Below are 14,706 nucleotides of genomic sequence, written 5' to 3'. Positions count from 1 at the left end.
CGGAGGGCCTGCCGAACCTGGCGCTCGTGCTCCGCGCGGCGGAGGAGGTCGTCGTGACGGAGCTGGTGGAGTGCGTACTCGAACATGGTGGGGTCCTCCGGAGGAGTCGGTGTCGGTCATCGCTTTCCGCGATGCCTCCACCTTCGTCTCCGAGGCGGGCCCGCCACATCGGGAGGGTTCCGTATCTTCCGGCCGGGTCGGGGCCTTAGAAGGTACTTGGGTCTCCTAAGGCCTCAGTTGCTGCGCCACCAGCCCCGCCGCACCGGCGACCGCGAGCGCCATGGCCGCCGTACGCGTGTGCCGCGCGTTCAGCCGCCGGGTCAGCGGACCGGCGAGCAGCACGCCGGCGACCGCCGCCGGCGCGAGCAGCACCGTGTGCTGCAGGGTGTGTGCCCCGACCGCCCCCGCCGCCGCCAGCGCGACCAGGCTCATCAGCGAGCCGGCCAGGAAGAACGCGCTCATCGTGGCCCGCAGCCGCGGCCCGCTCAGCCGCTGCCACACCATCGCCATCGGCGGGCCCCCGATGGAGGTCGCCGTGCCCATCAGCCCCGACGCCATCCCGGCCAGGAACACCGAGGAGCGCCGCGCCCGGGGTGCGTACCCCGCCGCGCTCACCGCGACGCCGGTGAGCACCACCCCGGCGATGAGCAGTGCGAGGTGCTTCGCCGGCAGCACCACCACGAGCAGCGCGCCCGCGGCCGCGCCCGGTACCCGTCCGACGAGGGCCCAGCCGCAGCCGCGCAGGTCCGCCGCGTCCCGTTCCCGCGCCAGCACCGCCGCCGTCACCCCGGCGGCGAGCAGCAGCACGACCGGTGGTGCCAAGGTGGGGTCGACCAGGGAGAACACCGGCGCGGCGATCATGCCCAGGCCGAAGCCGACGGACACCTGGAGCACCGCGCCGACGCCGACCGTGAGGGAGAGCAGGGCGAACTCCGTGCCGGTCATGCCCACGCGGGCCGCGCCTCCAGGGGGAAGTGGCACAGGGCGGTGTGGTCGTCGCCGTCGCCCTCGGCCTTCCGGACGACGAGCGGGGGCACCTCGGTGGCGCACGTGTCCTCCGCGCGCCAGCAGCGGGTGCGGAAGCGGCAGCCGGAGGGGATGTCGAAGGGCGAGGGGATCTCGCCCTTGAGCCGGATCTCCTGGTCGTGGGCGGCTCGGGTGGCGTCCAGGACCGGGGCGGCCGACATCAGCGCGGCGGTGTAGGGGTGCCGGGGACGGTCGAAGACGTCCTCGGTCCCGCCGTGTTCGACGACCTTGCCCAGGTACATCACCGTCACCCGGTCGGAGATGTACCGCACCACGGACAGGTCGTGGGAGATGAACACGTACGCGACGCCGAGCCGGGACTGGAGTTCGGAGAGCACGTTGAGGACCTGGGCCTGTACCGACAGGTCCAGGGCGGAGACCGGTTCGTCGCACACGATGAGGTCGGGGTCCAGGGCCAGCGCGCGGGCGATGCCGATGCGCTGGCGCTGCCCGCCGGAGAACTCGTTGGGGTAGCGGTGGGCGTCGCTGTCCCGGAGCCCGACCAGGGAGAGCAGTTCGCGGATCCGCTTCTCGCGCGCCTTCGCGTCCGGGACGACGTCCTTGTGGGTGCGCCAGGGCTCACCGATCAGATCGGCGGCCGACATGCGGGCGTTGAGCGAGGCGAAGGGGTCCTGGAAGACCATCTGGACGCGGCGCCGCCAGTTGAGCAGTTCCTTGCCGCGCAGGGCGAACGGGTCGACTCCGTCGTACCGCACCGTGCCCGCGTCGGGGCGTTCCAGCCCGAGCAGCACCCGGGCGAGGGTGGACTTGCCGCAGCCGGACTCGCCGACGAGCCCGAGGGTCTCTCCCCGGCCGAGCCGCAGGTCCACCCCGTCCAGGGCGGTCAGCCGGCGGCGGCCGCTGCCGAAGCTCTTGGTGACACCGCGGACCTCCAGCAGCGGCGGGTGTCCGTCGGCCCGGGGCCCGGCGGTCTCGGTGGTGGTGCGGGACTCAGTCACGGTCGAGCTCCTCGGAGAAGTGACAGGCGGCCGACCGTCCGTCGCCGGTGGCGCGCAGGGACGGCCGTTCCCGTACGCAGCGCTCCCGCACCAGCGGGCAGCGGGCCTGGAAGACACAGCCGGACGGCACCGCGCTCAGCTCGGGCGGGCTGCCGGGGACGGCGGGCAGCGGCTGTCCGCGTTCGGCGTCCTCGGGGACGGAGTCGAGCAGTCCGCGGGTGTAGGGGTGGCGGGGTGCGGAGAAGACGTCGCGCACCGTGCCCTGTTCCACGACCGTTCCGGCGTACATCACGACGACGTCGTCGGCGCGTTGGGCGACCACGGCGAGGTCGTGGGTGATCAGGACGACGGCCATGTCCCGCTCGTCCTGGAGGTCCCGCAGCAGCCGCATGATCTGGGCCTGCACGGTGACGTCGAGGGCGGTGGTCGGCTCGTCGGCGATGAGCACGTCGGGGTCGAGGGCGACGGCCATCGCGATCAGCAGCCGCTGGCGCATGCCGCCGGAGAACTGGTGCGGGTAGGACTTGGCCCGCTGCCTCGGTTCGGGGATGCCGACGCGGGTCATCAGCTCGATCGCCTTCTCCCGGGCCTCGCGCCGGGAGAGTCCGCGGTGGATGCGGAACGGCTCGCCGATCTGCCGGCCCACCGGCTGCACCGGGTTGAGGGCGGTCAGGGCGTCCTGGAAGACGATGGACAGGACGGGTCCTGCCAGTCTGCGGCGCTCGGCCGGGCTCATCCGCAGGGTGTCCTCGCCCCTGACCCGTACGGCGCCTCCGGTCACCTCGGCCGCGGGGTCGAGCAGGCCCACGACCGACAGCGCGGTCATCGACTTGCCGCAGCCGGACTCGCCGAGGAGGGCCAGGGTGCGGCCGCGGTGGACGCTGAAGCTGACGCCGTCGACGGCGCGTACCGTCCCGGAGGCCGTGCTCAGGTCCACGCACAGCCCTTCGACGTCGAGGGCGGGGCCGGGGGCGGACGGGGCGGATGCGGATGCGGTCGTCACGGGATCATCTCCGGGGGAACGGCGGCGGAGGCTCCGCGGCGCTTGCGGGGCAGCGTCAGACGCCAGCGCTGGGCGGGGTCGGTGGCGATGCGGGCCCAGGCGGCGAGCACCGTGGCGGACACGGTGGTGAGCACGATGGCCAGCCCGGGCAGCACGGTGATCCACCAGGCGGTCTGGAGGTACTGCCGGCCCTGGGCGACCATCAGGCCCCAGCTGACGTCCGGGGGCTGGATGCCGATGCCGAGGAAGCTCAGCGAGGACTCGGTGAGCATCACGAAACAGAAGTCGAGGGTGGCGACCGTCAGCAGCGTCGGCAGGGCGATCGGCAGGATGTGCCGGTGGATGATGTGCCGGCCGGGGGTGCCGAAGGTGCGGGCCGCGTCGACGAACAGACGGCTCCTCAGCTCGGCCGCCTCCGCGCGGGAGGTGCGCAGATATACGGGGATGCGGGCCACGGCGAGGATCAGCACGATGTTGAGCGCGGAGGGCGAGAAGACGTACAGCACGACGACCGCGATGAGCAGGGAGGGGAAGCTGAGGATGACGTCGGCGACGCGCATCGCCACGCTTTCCCGGCGGCCCCCGTGGTAGCCGGCCCACAGGCCGATCGCCGATCCGATCACCAGGGAGCAGAGCACCGCGGGGACGGCCACGGACAGGGTCGTCGCGGCCGCGTCGATCAGCCGGGCCAGCACGCTGCGGCCGAGGACGTCGGTGCCGAGCAGTCCGTAGAAGCCGTCGCTCAGGGAGGGCGCCCGCAGGGAGGCGTCCAGGTCCTGGCGTTGTGCGCGGTCGCCGATGAACAGCCGGCCGAAGAGGGCGACCAGGACGACCACGGCGAGGACGACGGCTGCGACGGCGGCGGCGCGGTCCCGGCCGAGCAGCCGCCACCAGCGCGGCGGGCTCTTCCGGGCGGGGGCGGACTCGGGGGCGTCCGCACGGCCGTCCGCGGCCGCGGTCTCTTCTTCGGTCATGATGCCTCCTTCGCTCACGCCGGCACCGCCTGACGTACTCGGCGGTCGGTCAGCGCGTGGCAGACGTCGACGAGGATGTTCAGCGCGAAGATCGTCACGGCGGTCAGCAGGACGGCCGCCTGGAGGACCGCGAAGTCGCGCTGGAGGATGGAGTCGATCATGAGTTTGCCGATGCCGGGCCAGCCGAAGATCGTCTCCACGATGACGGCGCCGTTGACCAGGCCCACCGTCAGGTCACCGGCGACGGTCAGCACCGGCGTCACGGCGTTGCGCAGGGCGTGGCCGAAGATCACCCGCTGGGGCGTGGCGCCCTTGCTGCGGGCGATCTTGACGTAGGGCGCGGAGAGCGCGGAGACCATGCTGCCGCGCACCACCTGGACGAGCACGCCGAACGGGCGGATGAGCAGGGTCGCGACGGGCAGCACCCAGACCTCGGGTCCGCCCAGGGTGCCCGAGGTGGGCAGCCAGGCGAGGCTCACGCCGAAGACGAGGACGCCCATGACGGCGAACCAGAAGTCGGGGATGCTGGCGGCCGTCATCGACAGCAGGCTGGCGATCCGGTCGACCAGGGAGTTGGGCCGGTAGGCGGCCAGGCTGCCGATCAGCACCGCCCCGGTGATCGCCAGGAGCATGGTGACGCCGGCGAGCTGGAGGGTGACGGGGAAGGCGTCCAGCACCATCTCGGTGGCGGACTGCCCGGTCCGCAGTGAGGTGCCGAAGTCCAGGTGCGCGGCGTCGACGAGGTAGTTCCACAGCTGGGCCGGGACGGAGAGGTCGAAGCCCTGTGCGGCGGAGAACTCCGCGCGCTGTTCGGCGGTGGCGCTCAGCGGGAGGTAGAGGTCGACCGGGTTTCCGGTCATCCGGGCCAGGAAGAACACGCCCAGCACCACGCACACCAGGGGGACGGCGCTGGAGAGGATGCGTTTGCGCAGAAAGGTGACCATGTCAGTGCTGTCCCGCCTTCGCCGGGCCGACCTCTGCCAGCCGCATCTCGTCGCCGGTGGCGGAGTTCGGCTCGTACCGGATGGACGGTGACAGGCCGAGCAGTCCGCTCATGTGGGCCAGGTGGGCGTACTGGACGACCGACCTGTTCTGGTCCGCGAGCAGGCCGGCGAAGGCCTGCTGCCGCTGCTCGCCGGAGAGCGCGCCGGCGGCGGCGATGCGCCGGTCGAGTTCCCCGGTGCCGAAGGTGGACTGGGGGCCGTCGCTCAGCAGGTACTGGCTCGTGGTGAAGGCCGCGTCACCGGCCTGGTTGCCGTGCATGATCAGCAGGGCGATGGGGCCGACGTCCTCGGGCAGCGGCCGGAGCTGGTACTGGAGCTGGGTGGCGGTGTCCGCCATCCGGACCTTGACGTTCAGTCCGATCCGCTGCATCTGGTACTGGAGCGCCTCCGCCGTCTCCGACACCCCGGAGAACATGCCGTTGCGGGCGACCAGGGTGATCTGCCGGCCGACGGGTACGCCGTCGGCCTCGGCCTCCTCGATCAGGGCCTTGGCCTCCGCCACGTTCTGCGGGACCGGTTCGATCTCCTCGCTGTGTCCCACCACTCCGGGCGGGACCAGCTGGCCGGCCGGTTCGGCGAGTCCGCCGAGCAGGGCGTCGATGATGCCGTCCCGGTCCACCGCCAGGTCGACGGCGCGGCGTACCCGGATGTCGTCGAGCGGCGCCTCGCGGCCGTCCAACCGCAGCGCGGTGGTCTCGTTGTTGGGGTAGGCGACCGTGGTGTCCTTCTCCGCCTCGACGGGGTCGAGGGCCACGGCGATCTCCGCCTCGTCCTTGTCGATCATGGCGGCGCGGACACTGGCGTCGCTGCGCCACACGTAGCGGGCGCGAGGGAAGTCGGGTGCCTCGCCCCAGTAGCCGTCGTGGCGGCTGAGGTCGATGGCCGCTCCGGGCTGCCAGGAGCTGACGGCGTAGGGGCCGGTGCCTACGGGGACGCGGACCTTGGCCTCGGCGTCCGTCGTGCGCGGCACGATCTCCACGAAGCTCAGGCGCAGCGGCAGGATCGGGTCGGGCTGCTCGGTGGTGACGGTGAGCCGGGTGTCGCTCTCCGCCTTCACCTCCAGGTCCTCGTCGCCGAAGACATAGCCCTCGACGTTGCAGGCGAGGTCGGAGTTGACGGCCCGGTCGATGGAGAAGGCGGCGTCCCGCGCGGTGAACGGCTCGCCGTTCTGGAAGGTCACCCCCTCGCGCGTGTCGAAGGCCCAGGTGCGGTCGCCGGTCCGTTCCCAGCCGGTGGCGAGCAGCGGGTGCAGTTCGCCGGAGTCGGGGTCGCGTTCGACGAGGGGCTCGGTGATGTTGGACCGGACGACCACGCCGGTGCCGGTCAGCGACGCCTCGCAGGGTTCCAGGGTCGGTGGTTCCTGGGTGAGCACCACCCGCAGGGTGCGTCCGTCGGCACGGCCGGCGTCACCGGCGGCGCTGCCCGCCACGGCGCAGCCGCTGGACAGCAGCACCGTGCCCGCCAGGAGTGTCGCCGTCGGCGCGCGGCGGCGCCTTCGTCCGGTGGGCGGGAGGGAGGAAACGGAGAACTTCATCGTCGGCCTGTCTCCGGTGAGTGCTGGTGTGTCGCGTTCCACGTACGGCGACTGCGAGAGGCTGTCTACACTTGCGTACCCGGTCCGCATCTGTGAACGCCGAAGCTAAACCGGCACCGTGGCAGCGTCAAGACGTGCGCGGGAACGGATTCACCCCGCTCCACCCCCGCCCCCGGACCCTCCACCCCCGGTCCCGAGACCCTCCGGGCCCGGCCGGGCGCCCGCGCCGGCCCGTCGCGACGGCCACGAGATCCCGCCCCAGCGGGCGGAACACAGCATTCCGGAACCTCGCCGACGACAGGAGAACACCATGTCCAGCCCCGGCACCACCCCCGACGTCCCCGCCGGCCCGGCCACCCTGCTCCAGGTCTCCCCCTGCTCCCCCGCCTGGAGCAGGCCCTGGCCGAACGCCACCGCACGGTGCGGCTGCACGAGCTGCCCGATCCGGACGGCTTCCTGCGCGATCACGGCGGGGACGTGGTCGCCGCCGTCACCAGCTCACGGTTCGGGGTCGGCGACGCCCTGATGGACGCCCTGCCGAACCTCCGCGCGATCATGCACTTCGGTGTCGGCCACGAGACCACGGACGTGGTCCGCGCCCGGGCGCGCGGCATCGACGTCGGCAACACCCCGGACGTGCTCACCGACTGCGTGGCCGACCTCGCCGTCGGCGCGCTGATCGACGTCATGCGCCGGATGTCGGAGGCCGACCGGTACGTGCGGGCCGGCCACTGGAGCACCGCGCCCTTCCCGCTGGCCTCGCGGGTGAGCGGCAAGCGGGTCGGCGTCCTCGGGCTGGGCCGGATCGGCCGGGCCGTGGCGCGACGGCTCGAGGGGTTCGGCGTGGAGGTGGCGTACTGCTCGCGCGTCCCGGTGCCCGGTGTCGCGTACCGCCACCTGCCGACCGCCCTGGCGCTGGCCGAGGCGTGCGACGCGCTCGTCGTCACCGTCGCGGGCGGCGCGGGCACCGAGGGCCTGGTCTCGGCGGCGGTGCTGGAGGCGCTCGGCCCCGGGGGCCATCTGGTGAACGTCGCGCGGGGCAGTGTCGTCGACGAATCCGCCCTGGTCGCGGCGGTGGAGGCGGGACGGATCGCGGGAGCGGCGCTCGACGTCTTCGCCGACGAGCCGAACGTGCCGCGGGCGCTCCTGAATTCGGACCGGGTGGTCCTGCTCCCCCACATCGCCAGCGCCACCCACGAGACCCGCGAGGCCATGGGCGACCTGGTGCTGCGCAACGTGGAGCGGTTCATGACCGAGGGGGTGCTGCTCACCCCGGTACCGGAGTCCGCCCATTGACACCGCCCCATCCGGCTGTCTACAAATGAGAACGCCGACTACATATGAGGATGGCATTCATGGTTCGGACCGCAGAGCGGATCGCCGGCGTCACCGTGACCCCCGTGGCCTTCCGGGACCACCCCCTGCTGAACACGGTCGGGGTGCACGAGCCCTACGCACTGCGCACCGTCGTGGAGATCACCACCGAGTCGGGTGTCAGCGGCGTCGGTGAGACCTACGGCGGCACGGTGCACCTGGAGCGGCTGCGCCGCACCGCCGACGAACTGGCCGGCATGGACGTGTGGAGCCTGAACGAGCTGACCGCCCGCACCACCCGCGCGCTGGGGGCCGACACCACGGGCGGCGACGGCATGTCCGGCATGGTCACGGGCAGCAGCACCGTGGACCGGGTGATGTCCCCGTTCGACGTCGCCTGCCTGGACGTCCAGGGCAAGCTGGTGGGCCGGCCGGTCAGCGACCTGCTGGGCGGAGCGGTGCGCGACTCGGTGCCCTACAGCGCGTACCTCTTCTACAAGTGGGCCGGACACCCGGGCCGGGAGGACGACGACTGGGGCCCCGCCCTCGACCCGGCGGGACTGGTCGAACAGGCCCGCCGCATGATCGGCACGTACGGCTTCACCTCGATCAAGCTCAAGGGCGGTGTCTTCCCGCCCGACGAGGAGGTCGCGGCGGTCAGGGCGCTGCGGAAGGCGTTCCCCGACCTCCCGCTGCGACTCGACCCCAACGCGGCATGGAGTACGGAAACGTCCCTGCACGTCGCCCGGGAGCTGGACGGCGTCCTGCAGTACCTGGAGGACCCGACCGAGGGCATCGGGGGCATGGCCGCCGTCGCCCGCGAGACCCCCACCCCGCTGGCCACCAACATGTGCGTGGTCTCCTTCGACGACCTCGCCCCGGCGGTGGCGCAGGGAGCCGTGGACATCGTCCTGTCCGACCACCACTTCTGGGGCGGTCTGCGGCGCTGCGGACAGCTCGCCGCGATCTGCGAGACCTTCGGCCTCGGCCTGTCCATGCACTCCAACTCGCACCTCGGCATCAGCCTCGCGGCGATGACCCACCTGGCCGCCGCGACCCCGCGGCTGACCTACGCCTGTGACACGCACTGGCCCTGGAAGCGGCCCGACGAGGACGTGGTCGACCCCACCCCGCTGCGGTTCCGCGAGGGCCGGCTCGCCGTGCCGACGGCCCCCGGACTCGGCGTGGAACTGGACCGGGACGCCCTCGCCCGGCTGCACCGGCAGTACCTCGACTGCGGACTGCGCGACCGCGACGACACCGGCTACATGCGCCGCTTCGAGCCGTCCTTCTCCGCCAAGACCCCCCGGTGGTGAGCGGCTGATGCGCATCATGCTCAACCACCGCATCCTCAGCCGCTTCCACGACCGGCTCAAGGCGTCCACTCGGGGCGAGCACGACTGGCTCGAAGCCTTCGACCTGGCCCCCGCACGGCTCTCCGAGGCCATCGGCGACATCGACGTCTACGTCGGCTCGAGGCTGAGCCCCGAGGACGCCCGGCGCGCGCGGCGGCTGCGGCTCGTCCATGTCGTCGGCGCCGGCTACGACGGCATCCCGCTGGACGCGCTCCACCCCTCGGTGACCGTCGCCACCACCCACCACCACGGCCGCTCCATCGCCGAGCACGTGCTCATGTCGGTACTGATGCTCTCCCGCGACGTCCTGGGCGCCGACCGCGCGCTGCGCGCCGGACGGTGGCGCAACGTGGCGGTCGATCCCGGACTGCCCTTCGGGACCACGCTGCGGGGCCGCCGGGTCGGCATCGTCGGCTTCGGCGAGACCGGCACCGAGGTCGCCCGGCTGTGCCAGGCGGTCGGCCTGCGCGTCCGCGCCGTACGACGTGACCCCTCGGCCCCGTTCCCCGCGGACCTGCGGCCCGACTGGATCGGCGGCGACGACCGGCTGCCGGAACTCCTCGCCGACTCCGACGTCGTGGTGGTCACCGTCCCGCTGAGCCCCGCGACCCGCGGACTGATCGGCCCCGCCGAACTGAGGGCCATGGGCCCCGAGGCCCTGCTGGTCAACGTGGCGCGGGGGCCGGTGGTGCAGGAGGAGGCGCTCCACGAGGCACTCCGCTCCGGCACCATCGCGGGCGCCGCGCTGGACGTGTGGTGGTCGGGACCGCCCGACGCGCCGAGCCGGCTGCCCTTCCACGACCTGCCGAACGTGCTGATGACCCCGCACCACTCGGGCCACACGGCCGACACCTTCGCCGCTCGCGCGACCGAGATCGCCGGGAACATCGACCGGCTGGAGCGGGGTGAGGCGCTCACCCACGTGGTCCGCGCCGGTGCCCCCTCCCCCGACCACTGACCACACCGCTCCCGCCCCTCACCCAGAGTAGGAAAACACCCATGCTCGAAGGCGTTCTGTTCTTCCCCGTCACCCCGTTCACCGCGGCCGGTGACGTCGACCTCGACGCCCTGCGCCGGCACGTCGCGGCCGGGGTCGACGCCGGCCCGGGCGGGGTCTTCGTCGCCTGCGGCACCGGCGAGTTCCACGCCCTGGACCACGAGGAGTACGACGCGGTCGTGCGCACCGCCGTCGAGGCGGTGGCCGGACGCGTCCCGGTGTACGCCGGGGCAGGCGGCGCCGTCGGCCAGGCCCGCCGGCTCGCACGGGCGGCCGATCGGGCCGGTGCGGACGGTCTGCTGCTCATGCCGCCGTACCTGGTCGAGGCCCCCGCCGACGGGCTCGTCGCCTACACCCGCGACGTGGCCGGGGAGACCGCCCTGCCGCTGATCGTCTACAACCGGGCGAACGCCCGCTTCGACGAGCGCTCGGCGGCCGCGGTCGCCCAGCTTCCCACCTGCGTGGGCTTCAAGGACGGCACCGGTGACCTCGATCTGCTCGCCCGGATCGTCCCCGCCGTGCGGGAGGCGCTCGACGGGACCGGCAAGGAGTTCCAGTTCTTCAACGGCATGCCCACGGCCGAGGCGAGCCAGCTCGCGTACCGGGCGCTGGGCGTGGAGCTGTACTCGTCGGCCGCCTTCGCCTTCGCGCCCGATGTCTCCCTCGCCTTCCACCGCGCGGTGGAGGAGGGCGACCAGAAGCGGATCGACGCGCTGCAGCGCACCTTCTTCCACCCGCTGGTCCGGCTGCGCAAGCGGGTTCCGGGGTACGCGGTGGCGCTGGTGAAGGCCGGGGTGACCCTGGAGGGCCTGGAGGCCGGCCCGGTCCGCCCGCCGCTGACGCCCCTCACCGCGTCCGAGACCGAGGAACTGGCGGCCATCATCGCCGAGGCGCGCGCCGTACTCGCCTCCTGAACACGCCTGAGGGGTCCCCGGGCACCCGGGGACCCCTCACGGCACGACTCAACCGGCCGCCGGCAGGCCCAGGAGCACGTCGGTGTACTTGAGGACCGCCAGCAGCAGCCCGATGACGCCGAGCGACACGCCCGCCCAGGCGACCGACTTGATCCAGGGCGCCTGTACCGTCCGGCCGGGCGTCCCGAACGCGGGCCTCGCCAGCACCACCACGCCCACGATCAGCGCGGTCAGCGCGAACAGGCCGCCCCACAGCGCGCTGGTGTGCCAGGCGTCGCCGTAGACCTCCTTGACCTGGGTGGCGACGCCGGCGTCCGCGGCCGTCTCCAGCTGGCCCACGAGGGTCTCCCGCGCGGCGGCCACCGTGCCCAGCCAGCTGCCGGTGAGCGAGACGAGGCCGAGGGCCGCCGAGACGACCGCGGCGGCGCCCTGTCCGACACCGGACGGGGCCCGGTCCTCGCTCTCGGGCGCGTCCTGCGCTGCTTCCGGTTCCGTCTCCGTGACGTCGACATCGGTGGACTCGGTGGCGTCCACCGCCGTCTCGTCGCGCTCGGTGTCGGCTCCGGTCTCGTCCACTGTCCTGGTTCCCATGCCCCGCACCGTACGGACGCTGTCTGAGAGTCCGCTTAATGATCGTCGTGCGCGCGCCACTCCGGGGCCAGGACGGACCAGACCTCCAGGTCGTGGCGTACCCCGTGGTGGAGGTGGGCCTCGCGGCGGACGCCGTCCCGGGTCATGCCGAGCCGGCGGGCGACGTCGATGCTCGGCCCGTTGCCGGCCGCCGCGACCCATTCGACCCGGTGGATGCCGCGCTGCTCGACCGCCCAGTCGATGAGCACCCGCATCGCGCGGGTGACGAGCCCGCGCCCGGTGGCGGCGGGCTCCAGCCAGCAGCCCACCTCGCAGGTGCCGTTCCCGGCGTCGAAGTTCAGGGTGAGCACCCCGCCCACGAGCGTGCCGTCCAGCCACAGCCCGTGCAGCGAGGCCGTGTCGGCGGCGCGCCAGTCGGCGTAACGCTGCAGCACCTCCCGGGCGCCGGCCACGTCCGTGGCCTTGGAGCCGAAGGGAATGTACTGGTTGATGAACTCCCGGCCCCGGTCCAGATGGGCCAGGAACTCCTCGGCGTGCCAGGGCTCCAGCGGGCGCAGTTCGGCTCCGTCGTCACCCAGTCGTATCGCGTACATCCCGCTGCTGCTCCTCCTCGGCCAGCACGTCCGCCACCTCGGCGTCCGTGGCGGCGGCCAGCCTCTCATGAGCGGCCCGGGCCTCGGGCGGCTCGATGCTGATCCGCGGCAGGATCCGGTCCAGCCGGCGCGGCAGCCACCAGTTGGCGCCGCCGAGGAGGTGCATGAGGGCGGGGACGAGCAGGGTGCGCAGGACGAAGGCGTCGAGGGCGACGGCCGCGGCGAGCGCGATGCCGAACATGGCGATCACGCGGTCACCGGTGAGGACGAAGGCGAGGAAGACCGAGATCATGATCACGGCGGCGGAGTTGATCACCCGGCTGGTCTCGGCGAGGCCGACGCGGACGGCACGCCGGTTGTCGCCGGTCTCCAGCCACTCCTCGTACATCCGGCTGACCAGGAAGACCTGGTAGTCCATGGAGAGCCCGAAGAGGACCGACACCATGATCACGGGCAGGAAGGGCTCGATGGGGCCCGCGCTGCCGAGGCCGAGCAGTTCGCTGCCCCAGCCCCACTGGAAGATCGCGACGACGACGCCGAAGGCGGCGGCGACGGCGGCCACGTTCATCGCGGCGGCCTTGAGCGGGATGCCTATGGAGCGGAAGGCGAGCAGGAGCAGCAGACAGCCCAGGCCGATCACGACACCGACGAAGAGCGGCAGCTTGGCGACGATGACGTCGGCGAAGTCGTCGTACCCGGCCGTCACGCCGCCGACCTGCACGTCGAGCGAGGTGCCCGACTCGGCGCGCGGCAGCACGTCGTCGCGCAGCCGGTCGACCAGGTCGCTGGTCCGCTTCGACTGCGGGGAGGACTCCGGTACGACGGTGAGGTGGGCGGTGTCGCCGCCCTGTCCGTAGGTCACCGGCGACGCCGACGCCACACCGTCGGTGGCGCGCAGGGTGGTGCCGAGGTTGTCCAGGGCGAGCCGGTCCTCGGCGCCGTCGACCTCGGTGACGAGGGTGAGGGGGCCGTTCACACCGGGGCCGAAGCCGTCGGCGAGGAGGTCGTAGGCCTGGCGGGTGGTGGACGTCCTGGGGTCGTTGCCCTGGTCGGAGGTGCCCAGGTGCAGCGAGAGGGTGGGCAGCGCGAGGACGGCCATGACGACGATCGCGACCGCGCCGAGCAGCTTGGGGTGGCGCTCCACCAACGCCGACCAGCGGGCGGCGAACCCGGTCGGCAGCTCCGGCTCGGGCCCGTGCTCCGCCAGCCGGCGCCGTTCGCGGCGGCTGAGCGCGCGCATGCCGATGAACGACAGCAGGGCGGGCAGCAGGGTGACGGAGGCGGCGACGGTCAGGACGACGGTGAGCGAGGCCGCTACGGCGACGCCGTTGAGGAAGTTCAGCCGGAGGATCAGCATGCCCAGCAGGGCGATGCACACGGTGGCGCCCGCGAAGACGACCGCCCGTCCGGTGGTGGCGACGGCGTGGGTGGCGGCCTCGGTGACGGTGAGGCCGCGCTTCAGTCCGCGCCGGTGCCGGGTCACGATGAACAGCGCGTAGTCGATGCCGACGCCGAGCCCGATGAGCATGCCGAGCATGGGGGCGAAGTCGGCGACGGTCATGGCGTGCCCGAGGAGCACGATCCCGGCGTAGGCGGTGCCGACGCCGACCAGGGCGGTGGCGATGGGCAGCAGCGAGGCGGCGAGCGAGCCGAAGGCGAGGAACAGGACGACGGCGGCGACCAGCACGCCGACGATCTCGGCGGTGTGCTGGTCGCCGCCGGGGGACTCGCCGAGCTCGACGGCGCTGCCGCTCAGCTCGACCCGGAGTCCGTCGGTCTCGGCGGTCTTGGCCGTCTCCACCACGGCGGCGGCCTCGCCCGCGTCGATGTCCTTGGCCTGGTCGTCGAAGGTGACCGTGGCGTAGGCGGTACGGCCGTCCGCGCTGATCCGGCCGGCGCCCTGCTCGTCGTACGGACCGCTCACGGCGGTCACGCCGGGCAGGTCCCCGATCCGGTCCAGGGTGCGGGTCATGGCCTGCTCGACGCCGGGGTCCCGGACGGTGCCGGACGAGGTGTGCCAGACCACGTTGTCGCTGTCGCCGCCGAGGTCCGGGAAGCCCTCCGCCAGCAGCTGGGCGGCCCGCCCGGACTCGGTGCCGGGCACCTCGTAGTCGTTCGAGTAGGCGGAGCCGGCGGCGAAGGCGCCGGCGGAGACCCCGCCGAGGGCGAGGAGCCAGAGCAGAACGGTGATCAGACGGCGTTGGACACACCAGCGTGCGAGGGCTGCCACGAGACGTGCTCCCGGAGTGACTGAGGTGTGGATCTTTGACCGGGAACAGCCGAAAATGGACCGAACATCCCGCAAAGAACGCATGAGCAATGCACTGACCACTGTTGCAGGCAGGAGTGATCACTTGTCGGCTTCGTGTACTAATTCACATTTCTTGAACAACTGACCACGGGCCGCTGACCTCTGGCCTCTGGCCTCTGACCTCTGACCGC

Annotated in this window: 13 protein-coding genes; 4 read left to right on the top strand and 9 right to left on the bottom strand. The window is 72.7% G+C overall.

Annotated elements, in window-relative coordinates; translation table 11 throughout:
* Positions 1 to 225: 225 nt before the first annotated feature.
* Genes AB0A94_RS04650 through AB0A94_RS04625 form a run of 6 tightly spaced genes read right to left on the bottom strand, consistent with a single transcriptional unit; the run spans position 226 to position 6,500 of the window.
* Positions 226 to 945 carry a sulfite exporter TauE/SafE family protein gene (locus tag AB0A94_RS04650; protein WP_361738813.1) on the bottom strand — a complete coding sequence of 240 codons (720 nt, stop codon included), beginning with the start codon at positions 943 to 945 and terminating at the stop codon, positions 226 to 228.
* A complete protein-coding gene (locus AB0A94_RS04645; RefSeq protein WP_361738810.1) occupies positions 942 to 1,985 on the bottom strand; it encodes an oligopeptide/dipeptide ABC transporter ATP-binding protein in 1,044 nt (347 codons plus the stop codon). The genes AB0A94_RS04650 and AB0A94_RS04645 overlap by 4 nt, the downstream gene beginning before the upstream one ends.
* Positions 1,978 to 2,988, bottom strand: a complete 1,011-nt coding sequence (locus AB0A94_RS04640; protein ID WP_361738807.1) for an ABC transporter ATP-binding protein — start codon at positions 2,986 to 2,988, stop codon at positions 1,978 to 1,980. The genes AB0A94_RS04645 and AB0A94_RS04640 overlap by 8 nt, the downstream gene beginning before the upstream one ends.
* On the bottom strand, positions 2,985 to 3,962 hold the full coding sequence (locus tag AB0A94_RS04635) for an ABC transporter permease (RefSeq protein WP_361738804.1): 978 nt from the start codon (positions 3,960 to 3,962) through the stop codon (positions 2,985 to 2,987). The genes AB0A94_RS04640 and AB0A94_RS04635 overlap by 4 nt, the downstream gene beginning before the upstream one ends.
* A 14-nt stretch (positions 3,963 to 3,976) precedes the next feature.
* Positions 3,977 to 4,906 (bottom strand): ABC transporter permease, encoded by a 930-nt coding sequence (locus AB0A94_RS04630; RefSeq protein WP_361738801.1) that lies wholly within the window; start codon positions 4,904 to 4,906, stop codon positions 3,977 to 3,979.
* A 1-nt stretch (position 4,907) separates the two neighbouring features.
* Complete coding sequence (locus tag AB0A94_RS04625; RefSeq protein WP_361738798.1) at positions 4,908 to 6,500, bottom strand: ABC transporter substrate-binding protein; 1,593 nt, start codon at positions 6,498 to 6,500, stop codon at positions 4,908 to 4,910.
* Positions 6,501 to 6,920: 420 nt separating this feature from the next.
* Here AB0A94_RS04625 and AB0A94_RS04620 point away from each other — a divergent pair, with 420 nt between their 5' ends.
* The 4 genes from AB0A94_RS04620 to AB0A94_RS04605 are packed head-to-tail and all read left to right on the top strand — an operon-like array spanning position 6,921 to position 11,080.
* Positions 6,921 to 7,796: a 2-hydroxyacid dehydrogenase gene (locus tag AB0A94_RS04620; RefSeq protein ID WP_361738795.1), complete on the top strand. Its 876-nt coding sequence runs from the start codon at positions 6,921 to 6,923 to the stop codon at positions 7,794 to 7,796.
* A gap of 59 nt (positions 7,797 to 7,855) precedes the next feature.
* Positions 7,856 to 9,130 (top strand): glucarate dehydratase family protein, encoded by a 1,275-nt coding sequence (locus tag AB0A94_RS04615; protein WP_361738792.1) that lies wholly within the window; start codon positions 7,856 to 7,858, stop codon positions 9,128 to 9,130.
* A 7-nt stretch (positions 9,131 to 9,137) separates the two neighbouring features.
* On the top strand, positions 9,138 to 10,127 hold the full coding sequence (locus AB0A94_RS04610) for a 2-hydroxyacid dehydrogenase (RefSeq protein WP_361738789.1): 990 nt from the start codon (positions 9,138 to 9,140) through the stop codon (positions 10,125 to 10,127).
* Positions 10,124 to 11,080 carry a 5-dehydro-4-deoxyglucarate dehydratase gene (locus AB0A94_RS04605; protein ID WP_361739185.1) on the top strand — a complete coding sequence of 319 codons (957 nt, stop codon included), beginning with the start codon at positions 10,124 to 10,126 and terminating at the stop codon, positions 11,078 to 11,080. The genes AB0A94_RS04610 and AB0A94_RS04605 overlap by 4 nt, the downstream gene beginning before the upstream one ends.
* Positions 11,081 to 11,128: 48 nt before the next feature.
* On the opposite strand, the gene AB0A94_RS04600 is transcribed toward AB0A94_RS04605, so the two are convergent.
* From AB0A94_RS04600 to AB0A94_RS04590, 3 genes are read right to left on the bottom strand one after another with little or no spacing between them, the layout of a single operon-like run.
* Positions 11,129 to 11,671, bottom strand: coding sequence for a hypothetical protein (locus AB0A94_RS04600; RefSeq protein ID WP_361738786.1), 543 nt, complete (start codon positions 11,669 to 11,671; stop codon positions 11,129 to 11,131).
* Between the two features lie 35 nt (positions 11,672 to 11,706).
* On the bottom strand, positions 11,707 to 12,264 hold the full coding sequence (locus AB0A94_RS04595) for a GNAT family protein (RefSeq protein ID WP_361738783.1): 558 nt from the start codon (positions 12,262 to 12,264) through the stop codon (positions 11,707 to 11,709).
* A complete protein-coding gene (locus AB0A94_RS04590) occupies positions 12,242 to 14,494 on the bottom strand; it encodes an MMPL family transporter (protein WP_361738781.1) in 2,253 nt (750 codons plus the stop codon). Before AB0A94_RS04590 ends, AB0A94_RS04595 begins: the two co-directional genes overlap by 23 nt.
* Positions 14,495 to 14,706 lie beyond the last annotated feature (212 nt).

The organism is Streptomyces sp. NPDC044984, assembly GCF_040646935.1.
Taxonomy (GTDB): domain Bacteria; phylum Actinomycetota; class Actinomycetes; order Streptomycetales; family Streptomycetaceae; genus Streptomyces.
This window is presented reverse-complemented; position numbering and strand designations above follow the sequence as displayed.